Source organism: Geothermobacter hydrogeniphilus, assembly GCF_002898515.1.
In the GTDB taxonomy this organism is placed as follows: domain Bacteria; phylum Desulfobacterota; class Desulfuromonadia; order Desulfuromonadales; family Geothermobacteraceae; genus Geothermobacter_A.
In genome coordinates this window covers 14,270-39,266 of record NZ_PPFX01000016.1, presented here as the reverse complement: position 1 = coordinate 39,266, position 24,997 = coordinate 14,270, and the positions used below count along the sequence as shown (strand labels likewise).

Sequence of the window (24,997 nt, the reverse complement as noted above, 5' to 3'; positions counted from 1 at the left end):
CCCCCATCTTACCCCTTACCCACCGATTCCGCCAGCAGTTCAATGGTGTGACGCGCGCGCACCTTCGAGCGCCGGTTGTCGAGACCGCCGGCGATCTGCAGCAGGCATCCGGGACAATCCATGGCGACGCAGGTCGCGCCGGACTGTTCGATATCATGCAGCTTGTCGTCGAGAATCCTGCGGGCGATCTCCGGGTGACTGGAGAAGGAATAGCTGCCGCCGAAGCCGCAGCAGCGATCTGCATGGGCCATCTCGACCAGTTCCCGGCCACTCTGTTCGAGCAGTGCGCGCGGTTCCTGCCAGACCCCGGCGCCGCGCTTGAGGTGGCAGGAATCGTGGTAGGTGACCTTCTCGGCCACCTCGCCCAGCACATCTCCGGCGTCGAGGTACTGGTGGATCAGGCGGGCGACATCGATGGTCTTCGCCGACAGTTCCTCGGCGCGGGCCGCCCAGGCCGGGTTATCCTTGAGCTGATCGACGAAATCACGCTGCAGGGCCATGGTACAGGTCGGGCAGGTGGTGACGATGAAATCGGGGGAGCCCGCGAGCAGCGCCTCGACATTCTGCCGCGCCAGCTCGGTGGCGGTCTCCCGGTCGCCGGAATAGAGGGCCGGAACGCCGCAACAGTTCTGCTTTTTCGGAAAAGTGACCCGCACCCCGAGGCGGTTGAGGACCTTGACCAGGGACTCGCCCATCTCCGGGTAGACGAAGTCGTTCAGGCAGCCGGCAAAGAAGGCAACGGTGTATTGCGGCTTCCCGATCTGTTGCGGAATAGCGGCGAAAGTATCACGCAGCGGCTTGTCGGCGATGGCGGGAAGACTGCGCCATTCGGTCAGAGAATTGAAGAACAGCGGCAGGTGGCGGATGGTGCGCTCGCCCCTGGTGACCGGCTTCTGCAGCTTGGCGGCGGTGCGCAGCAGGGTATGAAACAGCGCCCGGTTGCGCAGCACCTTGCGGAACACCAGCGACTTGGCTGCGCCGACACCCTCCTCGTCGCCGAGGGTTTCGCGCAGGTGGAGGATGATCCCCTCAAGATCGATCCGCGACGGACAGACGCTGACGCAGGCACGGCAGCCGATGCAGGCCCGCACCAGTTCGGCGGCCTTGTCGAGGCCGTGATAAAAGGCGGTGAGGATAATGCCGATGGCGCCGATGTAGATATGGCCGAAGACATGCCCGCCGACGCTCTGGTAGACCGGGCAGACATTGGCGCAGGCGCCACACTTGATACAGCGCAGGGCGTCCCGGCATTTGTCCGATTCGGCCAGGGCGCCGCGGCCGTTGTCGAGCAGGACGATGTGCAGCTCCTTCGCCTTCCCGTCGCAGGGCACCGCGCCGCGGATCCAGCTGACATAGGAGGTGAGCTGCTGACCGGTGGCGTTGCGCGGCAGCACCTGCAGCACCCTGGCGGCATCTTCCAGGGTCGGCACCAGTTTCTCGATACCGACCAGGGCGACATGAATCTTCGGCAGGGTGGTGGCCAGCCGGGCATTGCCCTCGTTGGTCACCAGGGCGATACCTCCGGTTTCGGCGATCGCCAGGTTGGCCCCGGAGATACCCATGTCGGCTTCAAGATAGCCCTGACGCAGCTGCTCGCGGGCGACCTGGACCAGGTGTTCGATCTCGGCCGGTTCCTCGCGGCCGGTCTGTTTGCTGAACAGCTCAGCCACCTCTTCCTTGAACATGTGAATCGCCGGCATCACCATGTGGCTCGGCCGCTGTCCGGCGAGCTGGATGATCCACTCGCCGAGATCGGTCTCAAGCGCCTTCGCCCCGGTCTTTTCGATCGCCCGGTTGAGGTGAATCTCCTCGCTGGCCATGCTCTTGCTCTTCACCACCAGCCTGACGCCCCGCTCGCGAACCAAATCGGCGATGTAGCGGTTGGCATCCTCGGCGGTCTTCGCCAGGAAAACCCTTGCCCCGGCGGCTTCGGCGTTGGCGATGAACTGCTCCTGCAGCTGCTGCCGATCAACCAGAACACAATCCTTCATCTGCGCCACATCCGCGCGCAACTGTTCGAAATCAAAACCCTCGAAGGCCTTTTCCCGTGCCAGCAGGTAGGCATCGCCGAACTGGTGCAGCGCCTGTTGCAGTTTCGGGGTCGCCAGCGCCGCATCGACGCGCTGCTTGTATTGTTTTGTGCGTGTTTTCATAAGTCACCCAAAATCGGCTAAGGGCCAAGGGCTAAGGGAAAAACTTTGGCCTTTAACCTTTAGCCTTTGGCCGCCTTTCAGCTCTTTACCTTTGGCCGCCTTTAAAAATTCTCACATCTCCAGCGGATCGTCCGACAACCCTTCCAGCAGCAGAATATACAGTTCCTTCGGGCCGTGCACGCCGATGGTCAGGACCCGTTCGATATCAGCGGTGCGCGACGGACCGGTGATGTAGGCAAGATAGTTCTGCGGCTGTTGCTGGTGAAACTGCCGCAGCAGCGGAGTGGCCGCCACCAGATCAGGGATGATTTTCTTCGGATCGAGCAGGGCGACGTGGCGCTCCGGCAGGGTGCTGGCGAGACGGATCGGCTCGGGGGTACTCTCCAGCACCAACGTCCCAGTCGCCGCCAGGGCGAAATTGACGCCGGTGATGCCGAGGGCGGCAGCCGCCGCGCCGGCGCGCAGGTCACCGGTAAGCAGTTCGATGCCAAGTCCGGCCAGTCCCGCAGCCAGGCCGAGACGTTCACCACTCGGGAAGGCGGGCAGGGCGACCGGACCGGTCGCCAGCTCGCGAATCATCCCCAGCGCCTGCTCAGATCCCGCGGGGCGCAGGATCTCGGCACCGACCGCTTCGGCGGCATCGCAGAAAGTCCGGATCAGGTTTGTCTCGTTCATGGGTACCTCAATCACAATTGGTCTTACCAATAATTGGTCTTATCATATTCAGGACAAAATCCCAGGTCAAGAAAAAATTCAAAACATCGTTTTCTCACCCCCCTCCTTGTCGTTGAACCTGCAATTATTGACTCATAAATGAATCGATGAATTGTTTCTGAATCGAGGTTGCTTTTGTCGAAAAAAAGGGGCATAAATCACCAATATCCGGCAACTGTTGATTCATAAATGCGTCAAACAGTCTTGCCAGAAACAGCCGCCGACTGATAACTCGTTGTTCTTGCTGGTTTTTTCAGTTCCGGAACAGGACTTGCTGAGGCATACCGAGACAACTTTCATCCCGACCTGAATCCGGGCCTGTTCAGGCAGGTCTAACACAAGGAGTTTAACTGATGAAACCGATTTTTCATGATGCAGCCAAGGCCCTGGAGGGCCTCACCAGCGACAACATGACCGTAGCGGCCGGCGGCTTCGGACTCTGCGGGATTCCTGAGAACCTGATCACCGCCCTGCGCGACTCGGGCGCCAGGGGACTGACAGTGATCAGCAACAACGCCGGGGTTGACGACTTCGGTCTCGGCCTGTTGCTGCAGACCCGGCAGATCCGAAAGATGATCTCCTCCTACGTCGGCGAGAACGCCACCTTTGAAAAACAGTTCCTCGACGGCGACCTCGAACTGGAACTGACCCCGCAAGGCACCCTGGCCGAGAAACTGCGGGCCGGCGGCGCCGGGATCCCGGCCTTCTTCACCCGCACCGGCTACGGCACCAAGCTGACCGAGGGCAAACCGGTGCAGCGTTTCGGCGACAAGGATTATGTCCAGGAAGAAAGCCTGACCGCCGACCTGGCGATCATCAAGGCCTGGAAGGCGGACAAGGCCGGCAACCTGGTCTTCCGCAAGACCGCCCGCAACTTCAACGCCGCCTGCGCCAAGGCCGGCCGGGTCACCATCGCCGAGGTCGAACAGATCGTCGAAGCCGGGGAGCTCGATCCCGACCAGGTCCACCTTCCGGGCGTCTATGTCGACCGCATCCTGCTGGGCGCCTCCTTTGAAAAACCGATCGAGCAGCGCACCCTGGCGGTAAGCGGCACCGGCGGAGCAGGAATCAAGCCGGAACGGGAATGGATGGCAAAACGGGTCGCCCGCGAACTGACCGACGGCGCCTATGTCAACCTCGGCATCGGCATGCCGACCCTGGTCGCCAACTTCATCCCCGCGGGCGTCGACATCATCCTGCAGTCGGAGAACGGCCTGCTCGGCATCGGTCCCTTCCCCACCGAGGAGGAGGTCGACGCCGACCTGATCAATGCCGGCAAGCAGACCATCACCACCATCGACGGCGCGGCTTTCTTCGATTCCGCCGAGTCCTTCGCCATGATCCGCGGCGGCAAGGTCGACCTCTCGGTACTCGGCGGCATGCAGGTCTCCCGCACCGGGGACCTGGCCAACTGGATGATTCCCGGCAAGATGGTCAAGGGCCCGGGCGGAGCCATGGACCTGGTTTCCGGGGTCAAGAAGGTGGTGGTGATGATGGACCACTGCGCCCGGGACGGCAGTCCGAAAATCCTTCCGGAATGCAGCCTGCCGATCACCGGCAAGAACGTCGTCGATCTGCTGGTCACCGACAAGGGGGTGTTCGAGGCGGATGCCGAAAAAGGCCTGACCCTGATTGAAATCTCGCCCTTCAGCTCGCTGGAAGAACTGCAGGCGTGTACCGGCTGTGAGTTCGCGGTGAACCTGTAACCTTCTTTTTCAACGCAGAGAGGGAGAGAGGGAGAGAACGCGGAGAACAAGCCCAAGACTTTGGGGCCCGAATACAGAGATCGATTTTTCTCTGCGTCTCTGCTCCTCTCCGTCTCTGCGTTAAACAGACAACCATGACCCATCACCTCGACAACCTGCCGCCCCTCGACCGGGAACTGCTGGAACTGACCTTCGACCATGTCGCCAACGGCATCTACCTGGTCGACGGCGAGGGAACCACCATCCGGGTCAACCGGACCTTCGAGGAGATGAGCGGCTTTTCCAACGCCGAGCTGGTCGGTCGCAATCTGCGCGACATGGTCGGCCCGAACCGCGAATTCTCCGGCAGCGCCTCGCTGCTGGTACTGGAGAAAAAGAAGCCGGTGACCGCCACCTACTCGACCAGCACCGGCCGCAAGCTGCTGGTCAGGGGAATTCCGCTGTTCCACGACGACGGCAGCATCCGCCTGATTATCAACACCATCTGGGATCTGACCGTGGTCTCCTACAGCCGGGCGGTCGACGCCGACACCGCCCGCGGCGCCACGCTCGAAGAAGAGGACCTGGTCACCTGTTCACCCCAGATGCAGCAGGTCCTCGACCTCGCCCTGCGGGTGGCGCCCACCGACTCGACCCTGCTGCTGAGCGGCGAGTCGGGGGTGGGCAAGAGCCTGCTCGCCCGACTGGTGCATCGCGCCAGCGAACGGCGCAAAGGGCCCTTTCTGCAGGTCAACTGCGGCGCCATCCCGGAAACCCTGCTCGAAGCCGAGCTGTTCGGCTATGCCCCCGGTTCCTTCACCGGCGCCGACCGCAAGGGCCGCGACGGGCGCTTCACCCTGGCCGACGGCGGCACCCTGTTCCTCGACGAAATCGCCGAACTGCCCCTGCACCTGCAGTCGAAACTGCTCGGCGTGCTGCAGGAGCGGGAGTTCTTCCGCATCGGCGGCAATCGGGCCGAAAAGGTCGATGTCCGGGTGATCGCCGCCAGCAACAGCAACCTGCTGGAGATGGTCGCCGCCGGCCGCTTCCGGGAAGACCTCTACTACCGCCTCAACGTGGTACCGATCACTCTGCCGCCGCTGCGCCGGCGTCCAGAGGATATCCCGCTGCTGGCCGACGCCTTTGTCGAACGCTTCAACCGCAAATATCGCAGTTTCAAACAGCTCTCCCCCCCGTTGCTGACCCACCTGGAGCAGCTCCCCTGGCGGGGAAATATCCGCGAACTGGAAAATTTCATCGAACGGCTGGTGGTCACCTCGACGGAAACCGTTCTCACCCCGGAGAACTGCGGCCTGCCGACCGCCCCGGCCAACGGACAGGGCAGCCTGAAACGCCAGCTGGAAAACCACGAGGCGGAGATCCTGAAAAGGGCCTGGGAGAAGCACCGCACCACCCGCAGGGTCGCCGCCGCCCTCGGCATCAGCCAGGCGACCGCAGCGCGCAAACTGCGCCGGCACAAGATCGGCGAATCGACAGACAACAGTTCCCGCCCTCCGACCCTTCCGGCATAGACCCGGTTCAATTCAGCGGAATCTTGTACCTGGTCATCTTTTTGTAAAGCACGGTCCGGTGAATACCGAGCAGCTTCGCCGCCCGAGCCTTGTTGTTGCCGCTGACCTTCAACGCATTGCGCAACGCCTCGCGCTCTGCCTCGGCTACAACTTCCTGGAGACTCCATTGCGTCCCCCTCGCCCTGACGGCGACCGGACGGCTCAGATAAAAGGGCAGGTCACAGGCATCGATGCTGTCCCCCTCAATTGTAAAAACCGTTCTTTCCAGAACATTCAGCAATTCCCGGATATTGCCGGGCCAGTGATAATTTGCCAGGACGCGCTCTGCCGCTTCGGTCAATCGATAGTGCGAACCGGGATGATTTCCGGCAATCTTGTCCAACAGGTGTCGGGCCAACGAAACGATATCCCCCTTCCGTTCCCGCAACGGAGGGATATTGAGCGAAACAACATTCAGCCGATAAAAGAGATCCTCCCTGAACTCTTTCTGCCTGACCATTTCCGCAAGATCCCGATTGGTTGCGGCAATGATCCTGAAGTCGCTCCTGATCACCTGATTACCGCCGACCCGCTCGAAAACCTTCTCTTCCACCACCCGCAGCAACTTGGGCTGCAGATCGAGCGGCATCTCGCCGATCTCATCCAGAAACAGGGTTCCGCCATCAGCCAGCTCGAATTTTCCCGGTTTTCCGCCCGAACTTGCGCCGGTAAAGGCGCCACCGGCATAACCGAACAACTCCGACTCGAACAGCTCTTTGGGAATGGCGGCACAATTGATATTGATCGACGGACCGCGACGCCTGGGGCTGGACTGATGAATCGCCTGGGCAAACAATTCCTTGCCGGTTCCCGATTCCCCCGTCAGCAAAACCGGCAGGTCGGTAAAGGCGGCCTTGCGTGCCTCCTCTTTGAGCGCGAGCAGTGCAGGACTGGAACCGTAGATGCTGTCAAAACTGTAGCGGGCGGCACGCAACGAGGTCAGCTCCTTTTCATAGAGCTTCAGTTTTGACTCCAGTACGCTCAGGTTTCTCGCCAACCGACCGACATCACTGACTTCCTTGAACATTAATTGGCCGAAAACCGCAACGACCCTGTCATTTTCGAAAATCGGGATGCGTTGGACCACCATGTCATGGCCCTTGGCGGTGAATATTTCATTAATTTCGGCCTTGCCGGTTTTAGCGACAATATGCATGCGGCTGCTGGCCAGAATTTCGGTGACATGCCTGCCGATCGCCTCTTCCCCCTCAATCCCCAGGAACTTCGCGTAAGGCCGGTTGAAATATAGGATATAGCCATCGGCATCCGTCACCACCGCCCCGTTTTCGATATGATCGAAAATCAGGTCGGCCATCTTCAAACGATCGCCAAGCCCGCGCAGCTGTTCAGACAACCCCCGTGGCAGATCTTCTTCAAAACCCTTCAAATCCTGTTCCCTCTCTCAATATTAAACAGCTTTTTATTTCGCCCCAATCATACGGCAAACATAAAGCTGTAGTCAATCGCCTACATGTCGCCTGACAGCGACACTTTCGAGTCATCGTACAAGGAGGGTACAGTACCCCGAAAAACATACATAACACTTTGTTTTTTCTATGTTTTTAGAGAGCACAACAAACAACATAAACACTTTTCAGGACTGGCACGGCCATTGCCTTATGAACCATCGAAAGATATACATAACGTTGTTTTGTCAAAAGGAAATTTAATGGAACACCGGCCTCAGGAGGAAAACAAAACCTATGCCTGAACAGCAAGTTGCCCTGATAACCGGCGCCGGCGGCGGCATCGGATTAGCGGCGGCGGAAGCATTGGCCGCCTCCGGCCGTACCGTGGTCCTGGCCGACATCAACAAAGAGACGGGAGAAGTGGCCGCGCGACGCCTTAACGGCACCTTCATCGCAGCCGACCTGAGCAACCGTCAAGGATGCAGGGTGCTGACCGACATGGTCCTCGACCGCTTCGGCCGCTGTGACATCCTGGTCAACAACGCCGGTATCCAGCATGTCGCCGCCATCGAGACGTTTCCCGAGGACAAATGGGATTTCATCATCAACCTGATGCTGACCGCCCCCTTCCTGCTGACCAAACACCTCTGGTCGAGCATGCGTGAACATGGCTGGGGGCGGATCATCAACATCAACTCGGTCCACGGCCTGCGCGCCTCGGAATTCAAGGCCGCCTACATCAGTGCCAAACATGGCCTGGCCGGCCTGACCAAAACGGCCGCGCTTGAAGGCGGCCCGCAGGGGATCACGGTCAATTCGATCTGTCCGGCCTATGTCCGCACCCCGCTGGTTGATGCCCAGATCGACGACCAGGCCGCAACCCACGGGATTCCGCGCGACGAAGTCATCGACGCGATCATGTTGAAAAAAGCGGCCATTAAACGACTCATTGAACCGGGCGAAATCGGCAACCTCGTCACCTATCTCTGCTCCGATGCCGCGGCCTGCATCACGGGATCAATGCTGACCATCGACTGCGGCTGGACCGCCAACTGACTGAACCGACTCCTCACCGTCGCGGGCCCATCCTCCATGATGACCGGGACTGCAGAGGCGGTGGCGACTTCGTTGCACAATGCGTCTTTTACTTGTTCCACCCCGAAGAAATGACCGTCGCTATGAGCGCAGAATACATTCTCGAAACGCGTGACCTGACCAAGGATTTTTCCGGGTTCACCGCCGTCAGTGAAGTCAACCTCAAGGTCAGGAAAGGTTCGATTCACGCCCTGATCGGCCCCAACGGCGCCGGCAAGACAACAGTATTCAATCTGCTGACAAAATTTCTTATCCCTTCATCGGGGAGCATTCTGTTCAAGGGCAAGGACATCACCCGGGAAAAACCGGCAGATGTCGCCCTGCGCGGGATCATCCGTTCCTTCCAGATTTCTGCCGTCTTCCCGAAACTGTCCCCTTTCGAGAATGTCAGGATCGCGCTGCAGCGTCGACTCGGCACCTGCTATCACTTCTGGAAACCGGTATCGAGTCTCGACATCCTGACTGAACGGGCCTTCGAACTGCTGGACTCCGTCGGCCTGAAAGAATTGGCCCATCACCATACCGAGGAACTTGCCTACGGACAGAAACGGGCTCTGGAAATCGCCACGACCCTGGCTCTTGACCCCGAGTTGATGCTCCTCGATGAACCAACCCAGGGAATGGGTGCTGAAGACGTGGGAAAAATCACCGAACTGGTGCGCAAAGTGGCGCAAAACCGTACGATCCTGATGGTTGAACACAACCTGAAGGTGGTTGCGAGCCTGGCCGACCGGATCACCGTACTGCAACGGGGCTCCATCCTGGCCGAAGGTGAATACGACGAAGTCTCGCGAAATCCGCAAGTCATGGAAGCCTACATGGGGAGCGTGCATGCCTGAAACCCAGACTCAAGAACTGCTTTCCGTATCGAACCTGCACGCCCATTACGGCGAGTCGCACATTCTGCACGGCATCGACTTCTCGGTGCGCCGGGGAGAGCTGGTCACCCTGCTCGGCCGCAACGGGGCGGGCAGAACCACAATTCTCAAATCAATCCTGGGGCTGGTGGGACGCCGTTCCGGCTCAATCCGCATCGCGGGGAGGGAAACGATAAAGCTCCCCCCTTACCGCATCGCCCGATTGGGGGTGGGGTACTGCCCCGAGGAACGGGGAATTTTCTCCCGGCTCACCGTGGAGGAAAACCTGCTGCTGCCTCCGGTCGTGAAAAGCGGCGGGATGAGCCTGGAGGAAATCTACACGCTCTTTACCAACCTGCTGGAGCGCAGAAAGAGCATGGGCACCAGTTTGTCCGGGGGAGAACAACAGATGCTGGCCATGGCGCGTATTCTGCGCACCGGTGCCGACCTGCTGCTGCTCGACGAAATCACCGAGGGCCTCGCGCCGGTCATCGTTCAGGCCCTTGGAAAACTGATCCGCCAACTCAAGGAACGTGGATTCACCATTATTCTCGTGGAACAGAATTTTCATTTTGCCGCAGACCTGGCCGACCGTCACTACGTGGTTGACCACGGAAATATCGTGGAGATGATTCCAATGGAGGCCCTGGGAGCGAGCATGGAACGGCTCAGCGGCTATCTCGGGGTTTAACGCAAGATTCATTCAATGAAAAAAGGAGCGTCATCATGAAAAAAAGGCTTATGCAGTTTGTCACGGGCACAACCATTCTCGGGATGGCCATGGTTGCCGGTGCTGCCGGCATTTCCACGGATGTCGTAAAAATCGGCGTGCTTACCGATATGTCCGGGGTCTATTCCGCCATTGGCGGCAAAGGGAGCGTGACCGCCGCGAAAATGGCCATCGCGGACTTCGGCGGCAAGGTTCTCGGCAAACCGATCAAACTCATCTCCGCCGACCATCAGAACAAAGCGGATATCGCCTCGACCAAGGCGCGAGAATGGGCCGACACCGATCATGTCGACATGATCACCGGCCTGCTTAACTCAGGATGCGCCCTGGCAGTCCAGAAAATCGGTACGGAGAAAAAGGTGATCTCCATCGCCACCGGCGCGGGCAGCACCACGCTGACCAATGAGCACTGCAGCCCCTACGGTGTCCACTATGTCTACGACACCTATGCTCTTCCCAAGGTCGCCGGTGGCGCCATCGTTGATACCGGCGGCAAGAGCTGGTTTTTCCTCACCGCCGACTATGCCTTCGGCCATTCCCTGGAAAAGAACACCGCCGCGTTTGTCAAGGCTCACGGAGGAAAGGTTCTCGGGCAGGTCCGCCACCCCCTGGCCACCTCGGACTTCTCCTCCTACCTGCTGCAGGCCCAGGCCTCCGGAGCCAAAGTTATCGGCCTGGCCAACGCCGGCGGCGATTTCATCAACGCCGTCAAACAGGCGCGTGAGTTCGGTATCGTTCAGGGCGGGCAGACAATCGCCGGGATGCTGGTCTTCCTGAGCGATGTCAAAAGTCTCGGTCTCGACGTCGCCCAGGGGATGAATTTCGCGACCAGCTTCTACTGGGACCGCGACGAGGCTTCCCGCAAATGGTCACAGCGCTACTTTGCCAAGACAGGCTCCATGCCGACCATGAACCAGGCCGGGGTCTACTCCGCCGTCACAACCTATCTCAAGGCGATCAAGAAAGCCGGCACCGACAACCCCGACGCCGTCATGAAGACGATGCGCGGCATGAAAATCAATGATTTCTTCTCCATCAACGGTCATCTGCGCGCCGATGGCTCCATGGTCCACGACATGTTCCTGGTCGAAGTGAAGAAACCTTCCGAATCGAAGGCACCCTGGGATCTGCTCAAGGTCATCAAACAAGTGCCCGGCGACGAGGCGTTCATGTCCCTTGCCGAAGGCAGCTGCTCCACGGTGAAGAAATAATAAATCACGATCAACAGGGTTGACGGTCCCGGCGCGAAGTCCGCTTCGCGCCGGGACCGGACAGCAAACCCGGAGAGCCCGCAATGCATCTATCCTATCAAGTCGTATTGGCGCAACTGATGCTCGGACTGAATATCGGCGCCTTTTACGCCATTCTCAGCCTGGGGCTGGCCGTTATTTTCGGATTGCTGAACATTATCAACTTCGCTCACGGCGCCCTTTACATGCTCGGCGCCTTCGTGGCCCTGCTCGGCTACAACGAACTGGGCCCGCTGCTGGGCATGCCGGACTTTCACATGAACTACTGGACGGCCCTGCTCGTCGCCCCCCTGGTGGTCGGGTTCCTGGGGGTTCTCATCGAAAAAACCATGCTCAGACGTCTGTACAAGGTTGACCACCTGTACGGCCTGCTGCTCACGTTCGGGCTGGCATTGATTCTTCAGGGGGTGTTTACAAATTACTTCAATGTTTCAGGGATTTCCTATAACGGCAAACCGGAAATCCTGCGTGGGGCGGTCAACCTGAAATTCATGATGTTCCCCACCTACCGACTCTGGTCGATCGCCATCTCGCTCGCGGTCTGTTTCGCCACCTGGTTCGTGATCGAACGCACCAAGCTCGGATCCTACCTTCGTGCCGGCACGGAAAATCCCAGCCTGGTGCAGGCCTTCGGCATCAACGTCCCGCTCATGATCACCCTGACCTATGGCTTCGGCGTGGGGATGGCGGCCTTTGCCGGGGTGGTGGCGGCGCCGATTTATTCGGTCAGCCCCATCATGGGTTCTGAATTGATCATCACCGTCTTTGCCGTGGTCGTCATCGGCGGCATGGGTTCGATCATGGGCTCAATCTGTACCGGGCTCTCCCTCGGCATGCTCGAAGGGCTGACGAAAGTGATCTATCCTCCAGCCGCCAACACGGTGATCTTCTTCATGATGATACTGGTGCTGCTGGTGAAACCGGAAGGCCTCTTCGGCAAGGAACAGTGAAGGAGATATCCGTGAACCGTAAACTGTGGGCAGCATTGTTTCTAGCGGGACTGGCGGCTCCCTTCCTGATCTACCCGGTGTTCGTGATGCAGCTGCTCTGCTTCGCCCTGTTCGCCTGCGCCTTCAACCTGTTGATCGGCTATACCGGGCTGCTCTCCTTCGGCCACGCCGCGTTTTTCGGCGGAGCCGCCTATGTCACCGGATACCTGGTCAAAAACGCCGGGCTGACTCCGGAACTCGGGGTGATCGTCGGAACCCTGGCTGCCGGACTGATGGGTTATATCTTCGGCATCCTGACCATCCGCCGCCAGGGGATCTATTTCGCCATGATTACCCTGGCCCTGGCCCAGGTGATCTACTTTATCGCCCTGAAGGCGCCTTTTACCGGCGGCGAGGACGGCCTGCAGGACGTCCCTCGCGGCATGTTCCTGGGGCTGGTCGACCTGGGCCACACGTATCATGTCGCCGGCAAACCGCTGGAGCTCAACCTCTACTATTTCGTTTTCATTATCTTCTGTATCGGCTTCTGGATCATCCACCGGGCAATTCACTCCCCTTTCGGTCAAATTCTCAAAGCCATCAGGGAAAACGAACCGCGGGCGATCTCCCTGGGATACAAGGTGGAACGCCTCAAGCTGCTGGCCTTTGTCATCTCAGCTTCGCTGGCCGGGACGGCCGGCGCAACCAAATCGCTCGTCTTTCAACTGGCCTCGCTGACCGATGTCAGCTGGCACACCTCCGGGGAAGTGGTCTTGATGACCCTGCTCGGGGGACTCGGCACGGTACTGGGCCCTGTGGTGGGAGCCTTCACCGTGGTCGCCCTGCAGGCGGAACTGAGCGCTTTCGGCTCATGGGTCACCGTGGTCATCGGCGTCACCTTCGTAGTCTGCGTTCTTTCTTTCCGGCGCGGCTTTGTCGGCGAAGTGCTTGAAAAAATCAGGACCCGACCGCCCGGACAGAACGATTGACGAACATATGCCTGAGGGAGAAACTTGACGATGGAGAAAACGGCCGTCATCGGCGCCGGCATCATGGGACGCGGGATCGCTCTGGTTTATGCCCTGCACGGTTGGTCCGTCGCCCTGCATGACACCAGCGAGGAAGCCTTGGAACAGGCGAAAAGCCTGATCGGAACCGACCTGATGCTGCTCGCCGACGAAGGACTGATCTCCGCCGCTGAGTGTCAGGCGACACTGGACAACATCACTCCCACCACCAGTCTCAAGGAAGCTGTCGGTGATGCCGGGTTCATCACCGAGGCCGTGCCGGAACAACTGGCCTTGAAATGGCAGATTTTTTCCCGCATCGAGGCCCACGCTCCGGCAACGGCGATCATCGCGTCCAACACCTCGACCCTGCCGTTGAGCGAACTGAGCAGGCAGCTGGCCAAACCGGAACGGATGCTCATCACGCACTTTTTCAACCCCGCCCACCTGGTGCCGCTGGTGGAAATCGTCAGGGCGGAGAACACTCCGGATGAGACCCTCACGACCCTTTTGAATGTATTGCGTCAGGCCGGAAAGATTCCGGTGGTCCTCAAGAAAGAAGTTCCGGGATTTATCGCCAACCGCCTGCAGGCCGCCATCCTGCGCGAAGCCCTGCATCTGGTTGAGAGCGGCGTGGCGAGCGAACAGGACATAGACCAGGCGGTGACCGCCGGACCCGGTTTCCGCTGGTCGGTCATCGGCCCGCTGGAGACAGCTGATTTCGGCGGCCTGGACACCTGGCAGAGCGTCATGAAAAACCTTGCCCCCGAACTCGACTGTACGCCCACCACGCCTGCGGTACTCAAAGAGATGAACCGCCGGGGGCAACTCGGCGTCAAAACCGGTCAGGGATTCTATTCCTACCCGGACCGGCAGACCATCGCCGGCAAAATTCATTTTCGCAACCTGGCGTTCATCCGGCTCCTGAAACAGCACCGTAAAGAGTGATCATTCTACCCACGGCCCCCTTCGGGCCACGCAGGGAGCCACTCCGTCCCTGCGCCTGTCACACCCTTCTGCCCCTTCTTCACGATTTCAATTCAAACTTTTCGTCTACCCCCTTCCGGAACACCTCATCTCGCGAAGCATCCTTCCAAAATTAATTGGCCTGACACCCATCAATCTCCCCAAAATCGATCACAACACCCTGAATACCCTAGTAAAAGAACGTCGTTTTATTTTTTCTTGACTGTCTTGCAAAATTGTCCTAGCCTTTTGTTTACACAATTGGTCTTACCATTGACTGGTCTACCGAATACCGTCAACATCAGGCAGACATTGAGATCTGCCGCTCAACACCCCAAGAGGAGGAGCCCCATGAAGACACCGAGACTGTTGATCGGCCTGGCGATCGCCATCAGCCTGGTCCTCGCCCCCAACGCCTTTGCCGCCAAACGCGCCAAGTTCGGCGAAGACACCCGCCACACCGCGGTCAAGAAGGAACTGCGCCGCATCAAGACCTCGAATGAAAAGATCCGCTGGAAGATGGTCATGCCCTGGAGCAAAGGGCTGCTGTTCTACGACATGGCCCAGCACTTCGCCGACTCGGTGAAACTCGCCTCGGGTGGCCGACTCGATATCAAGGTCTTTTCCGCCGGCGAACTGGTCGGTGCGATGGAGACCTTCGACGCCGTCTCCAAGGGCGCGGCCCAGGTCGGACACGACTGGCCCGGCTACTGGAAAGGCAAAAACGAGAATTTCGTTTCCTTCGCCTCGGTCCCCTTCGGCCTCGACACTGAAGGCTACAATATCTGGCTTTATGAGCGTGGCGGACTGGAGCAGATGCAGGAACTCTACGGCCGCTACAACCTGGTCGCCTTCCCCTGCGGCAACGGCGGCCAGGAAATGGGCTTCTTCTCCAACAAAAAAGCCACCAAAATGGAAGATTTCAAGGGGATGCGCGTCCGTACCCCGGGCTGGTACATGGACATCATGAACAGCCTCGGCGCCTCGGTCTCACCGCTGCCGGGCGGCGAGGTCTACCTTGCCCTGGAACGCGGCGTGATCGATGCCGCCGAATTCTCCGCCCCCGCCATCAACTACCCGATGGGCTTCGACGAAATCACCAAGTACGTCATCGAACCGGGCGTCCATCAGCCGTCGGTGCAGTGTTCGGTGTTCTTCAACAAGGACGCCTGGGACAAGCTGCCCGCCGATCTGAAGTGGATCGTCAAGATCGCCGCCAAGGAGACCCAGCTCTGGTCCAACGCCTGGATCGAGAATCTCAACGTTAAGGCGATCAACAAGTTCAAGGAAAAAATCAAATTTGTCCGCATGGACGACAAGACCCTCAGCGCCTTTGCCAGGAAAACCAAGGAATACCTGGAAACGGTCAAGACCAGGAACCCCGATGTCAAGAAGACCCTCGACTCCCAGGAGCAGTTCAAGAGGGACTTCGTGACCTGGCGCGAGGAACGCGCCGGCGTGGTGCCCTGGCCAATCGATGACTACATCGCCGGCAAACACAACTGAGCGGCCACAACGGAACTGTCAAAACTGGCGGGGGCGATCGGGCCCCCGCCCCTGTGCTGCATCGCAGAAACGAAAGAGGATCACATGAATCCCCTGGCAAACGGCATCAACCGCCTCTGTGAAACGACCGGCAAGCTGACCAGCTTTCTCGCCCTGCCACTGGTCCTGGTCGTGGTTTACGAAGTTTTCATGCGCTACGTCTTCAACGCCCCGACCTCCTGGGGATTTGAGGCAACCACTTTCATCTACGGCATCCACTTCATCCTCGGCCTCAGCTACACCTACAAACACAACGGCCACGTCGCCATCGACGTCTTCGAAGCCCGGCTCCAGCCCCGCACACGCGTCATCCTGCGCATCATTGTCTCCCTGGTGCTGTTCATCCCCACGGTGGGGCTGCTGGCTACTTACGGCATTATCTACGCGGCCAGTTCCTGGAGTCTGTGGGAACACGCATCAACCTCGTGGGCTCCGGCTATCTACCCGTTCAAATCGATCATGGCACTCGGTTTTGTTCTGCTTTTCCTGCAGGGCGTCGCCAAACTGATCGAAGACTTTAAATCCCTCGGCCAAAACGACCACTGACGGTCTGGAGACAGATTGAAATGAGTGCGGAAATCCTGACGATTCTGATGTTCGTAACACTGATGGCCACCATCGCCCTGGGGCATCCCCTGGCGATCACCCTGGCCGGTGTTGCGACTCTTTTTGGACTGATTGACAACGGCGGAAACATCAGCGCCCTGTTCCAGATGTTCATCAACAACGCCTGGGGCATCGAACAGAATTACGTTCTGGTCGCCATCCCGCTGTTTATCTTCATGGCCCAGATCCTCGACCGTTCCAAGGTCTCGGAGGGGCTGTTCGATGCGCTCTACATCGTTCTCGGCGGCATGCGCGGCGGCCTCGGAATGGCTGTCATCGTAGTTTCGACAGTCTTCGCCGCCACCACCGGCATCATCGGCGCCTCGGTCGTCGCCATGGGACTGATGGCCGGTCCGGCACTGCTGAAACGCGGCTATGACCGCGGGCTGGCGTCGGGCATCATCTGTTCTTCGGGCACCCTGGGCATCCTGATTCCGCCGTCGATCATGCTGGTGGTCTACGGCGGCCTGACCGGCCTGAAGGAAACCTCCGTCGGCAACCTGTTCGCCGGCGCCATCCTGCCCGGTATCCTGCTGTCCAGCCTCTACCTGAGCTATGTGGCGGTGCGCTGCGCCATCAACCCGCAACTGGGGCCACCGATCCCCGAAGAAGACCGGACCGCCACCCTGAAGCAGAAAGTGATGATGACCGTCAAGAGCTTCGTCCCCCCTTTCGGGCTCATCCTGACCGTCATGGGGACCATCCTCGCCGGTGTCGCCACCCCCACCGAGGCCGCGGCCCTGGGCTGTATCGGCGCCATGGTGCTGGCGCTGTTCAACAGGAAACTCAACTTCGAGGTTCTCAAGCTGGCCTGCGAGGCGACCCTGCGCACCACCGCGATGATCATGCTGCTGTTCATCGGCGGCAAAATGTTCTCCGTTGTTTTTCTCAGCATGGGAGGCGGCGACGTGGTCGCCGACATGCTGCTCGGCATGGACGTCAGCCCCTATATCGTACTGGCCATCATGATGATGGTGGTCTTTATCATGGGGATGTTCATCGACTGGGCGGCAATCCTGCTGGTGGTGGTGCCGATTTTCACACCGATCGCCGGCGACCTCGGCTTCAACCCGCTGTGGTTCGCGATGCTGGTCTGCGTCAACCTGCAGACATCGTTTCTCACCCCGCCGTTCGGCTATGCCCTCTTCTATTTCAAGGGGGTGGCGCCGCCCGAGTACACCATGGGCGACATCTACCGCGGAATTATTCCCTTCGTTGTCATCCAGGTGATCGGCCTTTGCCTGCTGGTCGGGTTCCCGGAAATCATCACCTGGTTGCCATCGCTCTTCTTCGGCGGCTGATTGACAGAAGGAACCTCAACTGCGACATTCAGCAGATATCAGCTTTCCAATTTCAACGTGTTCATAGCTTCATGGTTCCATGATAAAGTTTCACCTGAGGCACAAAGCCGAGCGTCCGCTTTATCCACCTACCCGTAAGAGGCACCGATGATTTCTCGAGCTGCGGTCGCGCGCCTGCGCGACAAACTGGGCGCAAAAAATGTCCTGAGCGAACCGGAGGACCTGCTGACCCTCGGCTACGACTCGACCCCCGAACTCTCCGGACGGCCCGATGTCGCCGTCTACCCGACCCACCTCGACGGCATCCTGACCGCCATCGAGATCGCCCGTGACGAGGAACTGCCGATCGTCCCGCGCGGCAGCGGCACCGGCCTGTCGGGCGGTTCGGTGCCGGTCTCGGGCGGCATGGTTCTCTGTCTCAACCGCATGAACCGGATCCTGGAGATCGACCAGGCCAACCTGACCGCCACCGTCGAACCGGGGGTGATCACCCTCGACCTGTTCAACACCGTGGCGGAAAAGGGGCTCTTCTACCCACCCGACCCCGGCTCGCAGAAGATCTCCACCCTCGGCGGCAACGTGATGGAGAATGCCGGCGGCCTGCGCGGGCTGAAATACGGCGTCACCCGCGACTACGTCATGGCCCTGCAGTGCGTGCTGCCCGACGGCAGCGTCGTCAACACCGGCGGCAAGAGCGTCAAGGATGTCGCCGGCTACGCCTTCAAGGATCTGCTGGTCGGCTCCGAGGGGACCCTCGGCATCATCAGTGAGATCACCGTCAGCCTGATCCCACCGCCGCAGACCAGGAAAACCCTGCTCGCATACTTCGACACCATGCCCAAAGCCGGCGAGGCGGTGGCCCGGATCATCGCCGCCAAGATCATCCCTTCGACCCTTGAAATCATGGACCAGGCGACCATCGGCTGTGTCGAGGAATTCGCCGGCATCGGTCTGCCGCTCGACATGGCGGCGCTGCTGCTGATCGAAGTCGACGGCCACCCGGCGGTGGTCGAGGAAGAGGCCGCCGCCGTACAGAAGGTCCTGCAGCAGGTCGGCGCCGCTGAGGTCAAACTGGCGGCCGACGCCGCGGAGGCCGCCTCGCTGGCCGCTGCCAGGCGCACCGCCCTGTCGGCGCTGGCGCGCAAGTCGCCCACCACCCTGCTCGAAGACGCCACCGTGCCCCGCTCGAAACTGGCCGATACCTTCGCCGAAATCGAGCGGCTGACCGACAAATATCGGCTCACGGTCGGCACCTTCGGCCATGCCGGCGACGGCAACATCCACCCGACCGTACTCTGCGATGAACGCGACCGCGAGGAGATGCAGCGCGCCCACGCCTTCTACGACGAACTCTACGAAAAAGTCCTCGCCTGGGGCGGCACCGTCTCCGGCGAACACGGCATCGGTGTCGCCAAGCGCGACTACCTGGCCCGGCAGATCGGTCCGGCCGGCATCGCCGTGATGCGGCGGATCAAGGACAGCTTCGATCCGCAGGGGATGCTGAACCCGGGGAAAATTATTGCGCATTAAAGCTGAGAAAAAGCGGCCACCAAGGCACCAAGTCCACACCAAGAAAACCATTTTCCAACGGAGAGGCGCAGAGATGGAGAGGACGCGGAGAAGAGCATAAGACCTTTTTGGTTTTTAAAACCCAAAAAGATTTTCTCTCCACCTCTGTACCTCCCCGTCTCTCCGTTAAAAAGAGTCTTTGCCCTTCTTGGTGTTCTTGGCGTCTTGAGCGAGCGAAGAGAGCGAGCGGCAAGAACATGAACAATAAAAAAACCAGCAACTTCGCCCCCGGCGACGCCCCGACATACGAATCGGTGCTGCAGTGCATGCGCTGCGGCTTCTGCCTGCCGACCTGTCCGACCTTCGCCCTCACTGGTCGCGAGCGTTCCAGTCCGCGCGGCCGGGTGGCGCTGGCGCGAGCGGTCCACGATGGCAAACTCACTTTCAGCGAGGCCCTGAAAGAGGAGAGTTTTTTCTGCCTCGACTGTCGTGCCTGCACCACCGCCTGCCCTTCCGGCGTCAGGGCCGGCGAGGTGATGGAGGTCTGCCGCAGCCAGGCACAGCAATTTTTCCCCGGCGGCCACCTGTCAAAAAAATTCCGCGACTTCGTGCTCGAACGGATGCTGCCCGACCCGTCCCGACTGGAGAAATCGATGCTGCCCGGCAGACTCTACCAGCGGCTCGGCATTCAATGGCTGGTACGCCATTCGCACCTGCTCAAACTCGGTCCCAACTGGATGGAGAAGGCCGAAGGGATGATGCCGAAGATCGGCAAACCGCTGCGCCTGCAGTTGCCCGCACAGACCCCGGCCCGGGGTGAAAAACGTGGACGGGTGGCCTTCTTCCTCGGCTGCGTGATGTCGCTGATGTACGCTGAGGTTTCCCGACAGACGGTGCGGGTGCTGGCCCACCAGGGCTTCGATGTCATCACCCCGAAAGAGACCAGGTGCTGCGGAGCGCCGCACCTCGCCGAAGGGGACCGCGAAACCAGCCGCCAGCTGGCACTGCACAATCTCGAGCTGTTTTTAAAAGAGGATGTCGACGCCATCGTCACCGACTGTGCCGGCTGTGGCGCCTCGCTGAAGGAATACGAGGAACTGCTCGAGGGGCTGGTGCCGCACGAAAAGCTGGAGAAGTTCCGCGCGAAGATCCGCGACGTGCAGGAGTTCCTCGCCGAGGCCGGGCTGCGCAGCGAAGGGCTCAAGCCGGTCAACACCAGCGTCACCTACCACGAGCCCTGCCACCTCTGTCACGCCCAGGGCGTCTCAAAGCAGCCGCGTGATCTGATCAAGGCGATTCCCGGGGTCGAGTTCCGCGAGATGAACGAGTCGAGCTGGTGCTGCGGCTCAGCCGCCACCTGGGGGCTGAAGTTCACCGAAGAGAGCCGGCAGGTCCTCGACCGCAAGCTGAACAACATCAAGGCCACCGACGCCGACCACCTGGTCACCGCCAACCCCGGCTGCCACCTGCAGCTCGCCTGGGGACTCAAGCAGGCCGGCATAAAGCAGGACGTGCTGCACCTGATGGAGCTGTTGGGACAGGCAACCCCGGAGTGACTCTCTCCCCTCTTCTCCCTGTCCTTGAAAGTCCACTGCGTAGCGGGGCTTTCAAGGACAGGGGTTGCGGATTTGAAAACCTCAGGGGCGGTGCTGATTTTCCCATCTCGTCAAGATTGTCAAGACATGGGAGAGAGAAAAGAAGTCAGATTGACAAAGCGACCGTCAGTCGGTAAGACAACAGACATGAGAATTCCGATGCTGTTTTTATTGTTGCTGTTGCTCTCTGTCGGCCTGGCCGGAGCCACCGAAAAGTTCGCCCGGAAGACCGGTCATGACTGCAGCTATTGCCACCTCAACCCGGCCGGAGGCGGTGAACTGACTGCGGCGGGGGAGGCTTTCATAGAACAGCAGGCGGCGGCCGGGGCACCGGTCACCACACCCGTGGCCGGCAGAGTCCTGCGGCTGCTGGCCGGTTTTCTGCACCTGTTCACCGCAGTCTTCTGGTTCGGCACCATCTTCTACGTCCATCTGGTACTCAAACCGGCCTATGCCTCGCAGGGGTTGCCGCGCAGCGAAGTTCGGGTCGGGCTGGTCTCGATGGTGGTGATGGCCGTAACCGGAGCTTACCTGACCTGGCTACGGGTCGATTCGTTCGAGACCCTGCTGCACACCAGTTTCGGCATCCTACTGCTGGTCAAAATTGGTCTGTTCGGGATCATGGTGGCGCTGGCGCTGCTGGCGGTGTTCGTGATCGGACCGAAACTGCGGCAGAAAAGGGGGGCGACCCAGGACGTGGTTCTCGGAGACATGACCACTGAGCAGTTGGCCCGCTGCGACGGCAAGGATGGGCACCCGGTCTGCTTCGCCTTCCAGGGGCGGATCTTCAATGCCGGCAACAGCCCTCTTTGGAAAGGCGGTGAGCACATGAAACGCCACCCCGCCGGGACCGACCTGAGCGAAGCGCTCGGCCAGGCCCCGCACGGGGCCGACCGGGTGCTGAAACTGCCGGATGTCGGTCAGCTTTTGCCGACAACGGGGCAGCAAACGGAGCCTGCTCCGAAACGGCTTTTCTACCTGCTTGCCTACCTCAACCTCGGGCTGGCCATCGCTATCCTGATGGTTGTCGCGCTCTGGCGCTGGAACTGAAGCCGGGTTGCACGCGAAGCGGCAACGGGTGCATAATGAAATTGACAGAGATACCAACTATCGGAGACCCTTGGCGTCTATAAATGAGAGCCGAACAGGAGTTGAGGGCAGAAACTCGGTGGCTCCGAAGACTGCAGGCCTGAAGCAGATAAAATAAAAAAGGCGGCGTCAAAGAACCCTCCCGATACCCATCGAAGCCCGACACCATGCCGGGCTTTTCTGCTGCCCCATCCCACAACAATGCGCAAATTACCCGGGAAAAGCGGTCGGCTCGTGCAGACTGCGGTCAGCAAGCTCTGGCCTGCCGGAATCGCGCCGCGGCCGTTCATTTCCCATCCTCCGAACCGTCCCAGCCGAATCTCGCCAGATCCACCCTGCCCCGTGCATCAAAAAAAATACCCTCCGCTTCCAGCAGCAGCCGCTGGATCTCTCCGCCGTCGCCGGCGGCGCGGGGGCTGACCTCGCCCTTGCTGTTGATCACCCGTTGCCAGGGAAGAGCATGCCCGTCCGGCAGGGCGGCCATGGCGAAGCCGACCGTGCGGGCGCCGCAGCCGACCAGCCGGGCAATACGGCCATAGGTGGTGACCCGGCCTTCGGGGATCTGCCGAACCCGATCATAGATGCGCTGATAAAGAGAGGGAGATGCACTCATGGGTTCACTCCACGGGTCCGGAAGCGCGGTACTCCTGCCAGGGGAACTCGCTCTGCAGCAGCGGCCGCGGGGTGACCAGATCGGGGATCCGCAACAAGGTGGTTCCGGACGGGATCTGCAGCTCCCGGTAGAGCCGGGAACTGCAGCGATTATAGCTTTTCGACAGGTGCATCGGCAGAAAAAACTCCGGACGCAGCTGCTCCAGCAGCCGGTTGACATCGGCGCTGCAGAGATGTCGTGAGCTGCGGGCCCGTTCGACAGCATCGCTCAAGAAGGTGGTTTCGCAGAGCAGCAGGGTCACCCCGCTGAGCAGCCCGGTGATTTTCTCCCGATTGGCAGCACTCCAGCCAATGTCGCTGATATAGCCGATCGAGGCCGGTCGCTGCTCGGCGGCAATTTCCCGGCAGAACCCCCGTACGTCCTCGATCCGGAACTCTTCGGCGCCATCCACCCCGCGCCGCAGGGCGGTGAGCGGCAGGTCAAGATCTTCCCACCGGTGAAAACGCCGCTTCAGCTGCCTGATCCAGGGGCCCTTGAGCAACTGGTGCCGTTCGAGAAAGGCTTCATCGATGATGAAGATCGGCTGCTCGTCGATACGGAAAATCAGCGAGTCGACCAGGTGATCACAGGGCTCCGCGGCAACCCGGAGCAGGTGGTTCTCGAAGATAACCCGGCTGCTCCGGGGGCGGCTTCCGAGTTCCGTGCGGCGGAAGCCGTCGGGACCGGAGAGAAGATGGGACCTGATCGTCTCACTGCCGATCTCGTGGACCTGGTAGCTTCCCCAGTTCTGCTCACAAAGGTTCCAGTCGTATCCGGCCAGCTTGCTCTCCAGCTTGGCCGCGATCCCGACCGGGCCGAACAGCTCGACGGTCTTCGGCGTGACGTAGACATGGCGGGTGAGGGTATCAATCCCCATCCAGTGATCCATATGGCCGTGACTGACGAAGACCGCCTCGATCGCGGTCAGGGCGCGCTTGGCGAGGTGCTGCAGCCGGCCGCAGTCGAACAGCAGGTTGCTGCCGAGCGGCCGCTGGCGGATCAGCAGCAACGGATCGTCGAACAGCCCGGAGCAGAAGTTCGGTTGGAGATTACGAAACGGCAGCCGCAGGGTCATGAAATTATTCTACCTTTTCCAGACGGAGATGAATCCGGTGGTGAGGTTGGACAAAAGCCCCTTCCACCTCCCCTCCCCCAAAAAGCCTCACAAACCTCGTTCGGCGTAGCCGCTGCCGATGGCGGAAAAAGGCAGATCCAGATGCAGTTCAGGGACCTGGAGGCCGATCCAGGCGGTGAAGGTATTGCTGTTCGGGCCCGGAAAGAGACTATAGACTTTCGTCCAGGGGTAGCTGCGCGCCGCCGCGTCGACCCGGGCGATCAGCTCATCCACCCCTTTTCCACGATGCTCGTTCAGCAATCGCGGCCGCTCGCCGTACCAGAAACGGTCGGGCAGGTCCGCAGCGATCCGCACCACCGAACCGGCGGGTTTAAGCCGCCAGCCGATCACCTCGTAAACCCGATAGTGGTCGGCGTTGCTCGGTTTGGCGGCGATCCAGGTGTGAATGGCGAACCACCCCCGCCAGCTCCAGGCAGAGGCTCCATAGACCTGCAGCACCGCTTCACTGGTCGTTTGCGGATCGGGAGCAATCCCCGCCGAAGCGCGACTTGCAGCATGCCAGTCGCTATGGGTGGCACGGTTGGCAAGGACGAAAACCAACAGACACAACGGCAACACGAGTTTCAGTATGGTCTTTACCGACGGCGACATCCCGATCCTCCAGTCATCATTCTACCCTCGCAATCTCGCTGCGGCCAATACCGGGCCTTCCCGCCCCGATTTCTCCAGCGGAACTCCACCATTATCAGACCCCCGGCTACAGTACATGTTACATTTAACCTGCATCAGTGACGGCCACACTGATTCAGGTTGAAGAAAATGATGACAACTGCCGCCGGAATGGAGCTCAAATGCCGCACTTACAGTTCGAGATCAATCGAATCTTGGATAATGACGCCAAAATTTCCTTCGCTGAAAAGGTCAGGCAACTTTTTTCCCGGGTGATGGATACCGGAACGGACCATATAAGTATTTCCATCCGCGAATTCGGAGTTCACAATTTATCCATCGGCCGGGCCAAGGAGCCGGAAAAGGGCATAGCCCTTGTGAACGCGGATATCAGAGAAGGAAGAACCCTTGAGCAGCGCAGAAAGCTGACCCTGGGCTTCATGGACCTTCTGCACGCAACCTGGGGGATCCCCAAAGAGCAGATGTACGTCACCCTGACCGAACACAGGGGGGAGGATTTTCATCTACTGGAAAGATACCTGGCAGGATGGGAAGAAGGGGAAGACCCCCTGGCAGGCTGAGCAAAAACC

General features: G+C 60.0%; 22 protein-coding genes. 16 read left to right on the top strand and 6 right to left on the bottom strand.

Annotation, left to right across the window (positions count from 1 at the left end; translation table 11 throughout):
- Positions 1–8 precede the first annotated feature (8 nt).
- Both ldhH and C2E25_RS08470 read right to left on the bottom strand, forming a co-directional pair.
- Positions 9–2,153: an L-lactate dehydrogenase (quinone) large subunit LdhH gene (gene ldhH, locus C2E25_RS08475; protein ID WP_103115328.1), complete on the bottom strand. Its 2,145-nt coding sequence runs from the start codon at positions 2,151–2,153 to the stop codon at positions 9–11.
- Positions 2,154–2,264: 111 nt separating this feature from the next.
- Positions 2,265–2,828, bottom strand: coding sequence for a LutC/YkgG family protein (locus tag C2E25_RS08470; RefSeq protein ID WP_103115327.1), 564 nt, complete (start codon positions 2,826–2,828; stop codon positions 2,265–2,267).
- A gap of 392 nt (positions 2,829–3,220) precedes the next feature.
- Between C2E25_RS08470 and C2E25_RS08465 the strand changes: the two genes are divergently transcribed.
- Entirely contained in the window at positions 3,221–4,573 is a 1,353-nt protein-coding gene (locus C2E25_RS08465; RefSeq protein WP_103115326.1) for a 3-oxoacid CoA-transferase, read from the top strand.
- A 134-nt stretch (positions 4,574–4,707) separates the two neighbouring features.
- Complete coding sequence (locus C2E25_RS08460) at positions 4,708–6,084, top strand: sigma-54 interaction domain-containing protein (RefSeq protein ID WP_103115325.1); 1,377 nt, start codon at positions 4,708–4,710, stop codon at positions 6,082–6,084.
- Positions 6,085–6,091: 7 nt separating this feature from the next.
- Here the strand turns inward: C2E25_RS08460 and C2E25_RS08455 are convergent, their stop codons facing one another.
- A complete protein-coding gene (locus C2E25_RS08455; RefSeq protein WP_233189381.1) occupies positions 6,092–7,510 on the bottom strand; it encodes a sigma-54 interaction domain-containing protein in 1,419 nt (472 codons plus the stop codon).
- Between the two features lie 316 nt (positions 7,511–7,826).
- Here C2E25_RS08455 and C2E25_RS08450 point away from each other — a divergent pair, with 316 nt between their 5' ends.
- From C2E25_RS08450 to C2E25_RS08390, 13 genes are all read left to right on the top strand, one after another.
- Entirely contained in the window at positions 7,827–8,588 is a 762-nt protein-coding gene (locus C2E25_RS08450) for a 3-hydroxybutyrate dehydrogenase (RefSeq protein WP_103115324.1), read from the top strand.
- Positions 8,589–8,710: 122 nt separating this feature from the next.
- Positions 8,711–9,466, top strand: coding sequence for an ABC transporter ATP-binding protein (locus C2E25_RS08445; RefSeq protein ID WP_103115323.1), 756 nt, complete (start codon positions 8,711–8,713; stop codon positions 9,464–9,466).
- Positions 9,459–10,175, top strand: coding sequence for an ABC transporter ATP-binding protein (locus C2E25_RS08440; RefSeq protein ID WP_103115322.1), 717 nt, complete (start codon positions 9,459–9,461; stop codon positions 10,173–10,175). The genes C2E25_RS08445 and C2E25_RS08440 overlap by 8 nt, the downstream gene beginning before the upstream one ends.
- 35 nt (positions 10,176–10,210) lie before the next feature.
- On the top strand, positions 10,211–11,425 hold the full coding sequence (locus C2E25_RS08435) for an ABC transporter substrate-binding protein (RefSeq protein WP_103115321.1): 1,215 nt from the start codon (positions 10,211–10,213) through the stop codon (positions 11,423–11,425).
- An 83-nt stretch (positions 11,426–11,508) separates the two neighbouring features.
- Complete coding sequence (locus tag C2E25_RS08430; protein ID WP_103115320.1) at positions 11,509–12,414, top strand: branched-chain amino acid ABC transporter permease; 906 nt, start codon at positions 11,509–11,511, stop codon at positions 12,412–12,414.
- A 5-nt stretch (positions 12,415–12,419) separates the two neighbouring features.
- Positions 12,420–13,382 (top strand): branched-chain amino acid ABC transporter permease, encoded by a 963-nt coding sequence (locus C2E25_RS08425; RefSeq protein WP_420094623.1) that lies wholly within the window; start codon positions 12,420–12,422, stop codon positions 13,380–13,382.
- Positions 13,383–13,412: 30 nt separating this feature from the next.
- Entirely contained in the window at positions 13,413–14,348 is a 936-nt protein-coding gene (locus tag C2E25_RS08420) for a 3-hydroxyacyl-CoA dehydrogenase family protein (RefSeq protein ID WP_103115318.1), read from the top strand.
- 369 nt (positions 14,349–14,717) lie between these two features.
- A complete protein-coding gene (locus C2E25_RS08415; protein ID WP_103115317.1) occupies positions 14,718–15,872 on the top strand; it encodes a TRAP transporter substrate-binding protein in 1,155 nt (384 codons plus the stop codon).
- 84 nt (positions 15,873–15,956) lie between these two features.
- Positions 15,957–16,457: a TRAP transporter small permease subunit gene (locus C2E25_RS08410; protein ID WP_103115316.1), complete on the top strand. Its 501-nt coding sequence runs from the start codon at positions 15,957–15,959 to the stop codon at positions 16,455–16,457.
- A 20-nt stretch (positions 16,458–16,477) separates the two neighbouring features.
- Positions 16,478–17,818, top strand: a complete 1,341-nt coding sequence (locus tag C2E25_RS08405) for a TRAP transporter large permease (RefSeq protein WP_103115315.1) — start codon at positions 16,478–16,480, stop codon at positions 17,816–17,818.
- 147 nt (positions 17,819–17,965) lie between these two features.
- Positions 17,966–19,348 (top strand): FAD-binding oxidoreductase, encoded by a 1,383-nt coding sequence (locus C2E25_RS08400; protein ID WP_103115314.1) that lies wholly within the window; start codon positions 17,966–17,968, stop codon positions 19,346–19,348.
- 236 nt (positions 19,349–19,584) lie between these two features.
- A complete protein-coding gene (locus tag C2E25_RS08395) occupies positions 19,585–20,883 on the top strand; it encodes a (Fe-S)-binding protein (protein WP_103115313.1) in 1,299 nt (432 codons plus the stop codon).
- A gap of 198 nt (positions 20,884–21,081) precedes the next feature.
- Positions 21,082–21,972 (top strand): CopD family protein, encoded by an 891-nt coding sequence (locus tag C2E25_RS08390; RefSeq protein ID WP_233189380.1) that lies wholly within the window; start codon positions 21,082–21,084, stop codon positions 21,970–21,972.
- 325 nt (positions 21,973–22,297) lie between these two features.
- Here C2E25_RS08390 and C2E25_RS08385 read toward each other — a convergent pair whose 3' ends face one another.
- From C2E25_RS08385 to C2E25_RS08375, 3 genes are all read right to left on the bottom strand, one after another.
- Positions 22,298–22,624 (bottom strand): MGMT family protein, encoded by a 327-nt coding sequence (locus tag C2E25_RS08385; RefSeq protein ID WP_103115311.1) that lies wholly within the window; start codon positions 22,622–22,624, stop codon positions 22,298–22,300.
- Between the two features lie 4 nt (positions 22,625–22,628).
- A complete protein-coding gene (locus tag C2E25_RS08380) occupies positions 22,629–23,738 on the bottom strand; it encodes an MBL fold metallo-hydrolase (protein WP_103115310.1) in 1,110 nt (369 codons plus the stop codon).
- 87 nt (positions 23,739–23,825) lie between these two features.
- The gene (locus C2E25_RS08375) at positions 23,826–24,389 is read right to left on the bottom strand and encodes a DUF3750 domain-containing protein (RefSeq protein WP_103115309.1); all 564 of its coding nucleotides are present in this window, start codon (positions 24,387–24,389) and stop codon (positions 23,826–23,828) included.
- A 200-nt stretch (positions 24,390–24,589) separates the two neighbouring features.
- Here C2E25_RS08375 and C2E25_RS08370 point away from each other — a divergent pair, with 200 nt between their 5' ends.
- Positions 24,590–24,988 carry a tautomerase gene (locus tag C2E25_RS08370; protein ID WP_103115308.1) on the top strand — a complete coding sequence of 133 codons (399 nt, stop codon included), beginning with the start codon at positions 24,590–24,592 and terminating at the stop codon, positions 24,986–24,988.
- Positions 24,989–24,997 lie beyond the last annotated feature (9 nt).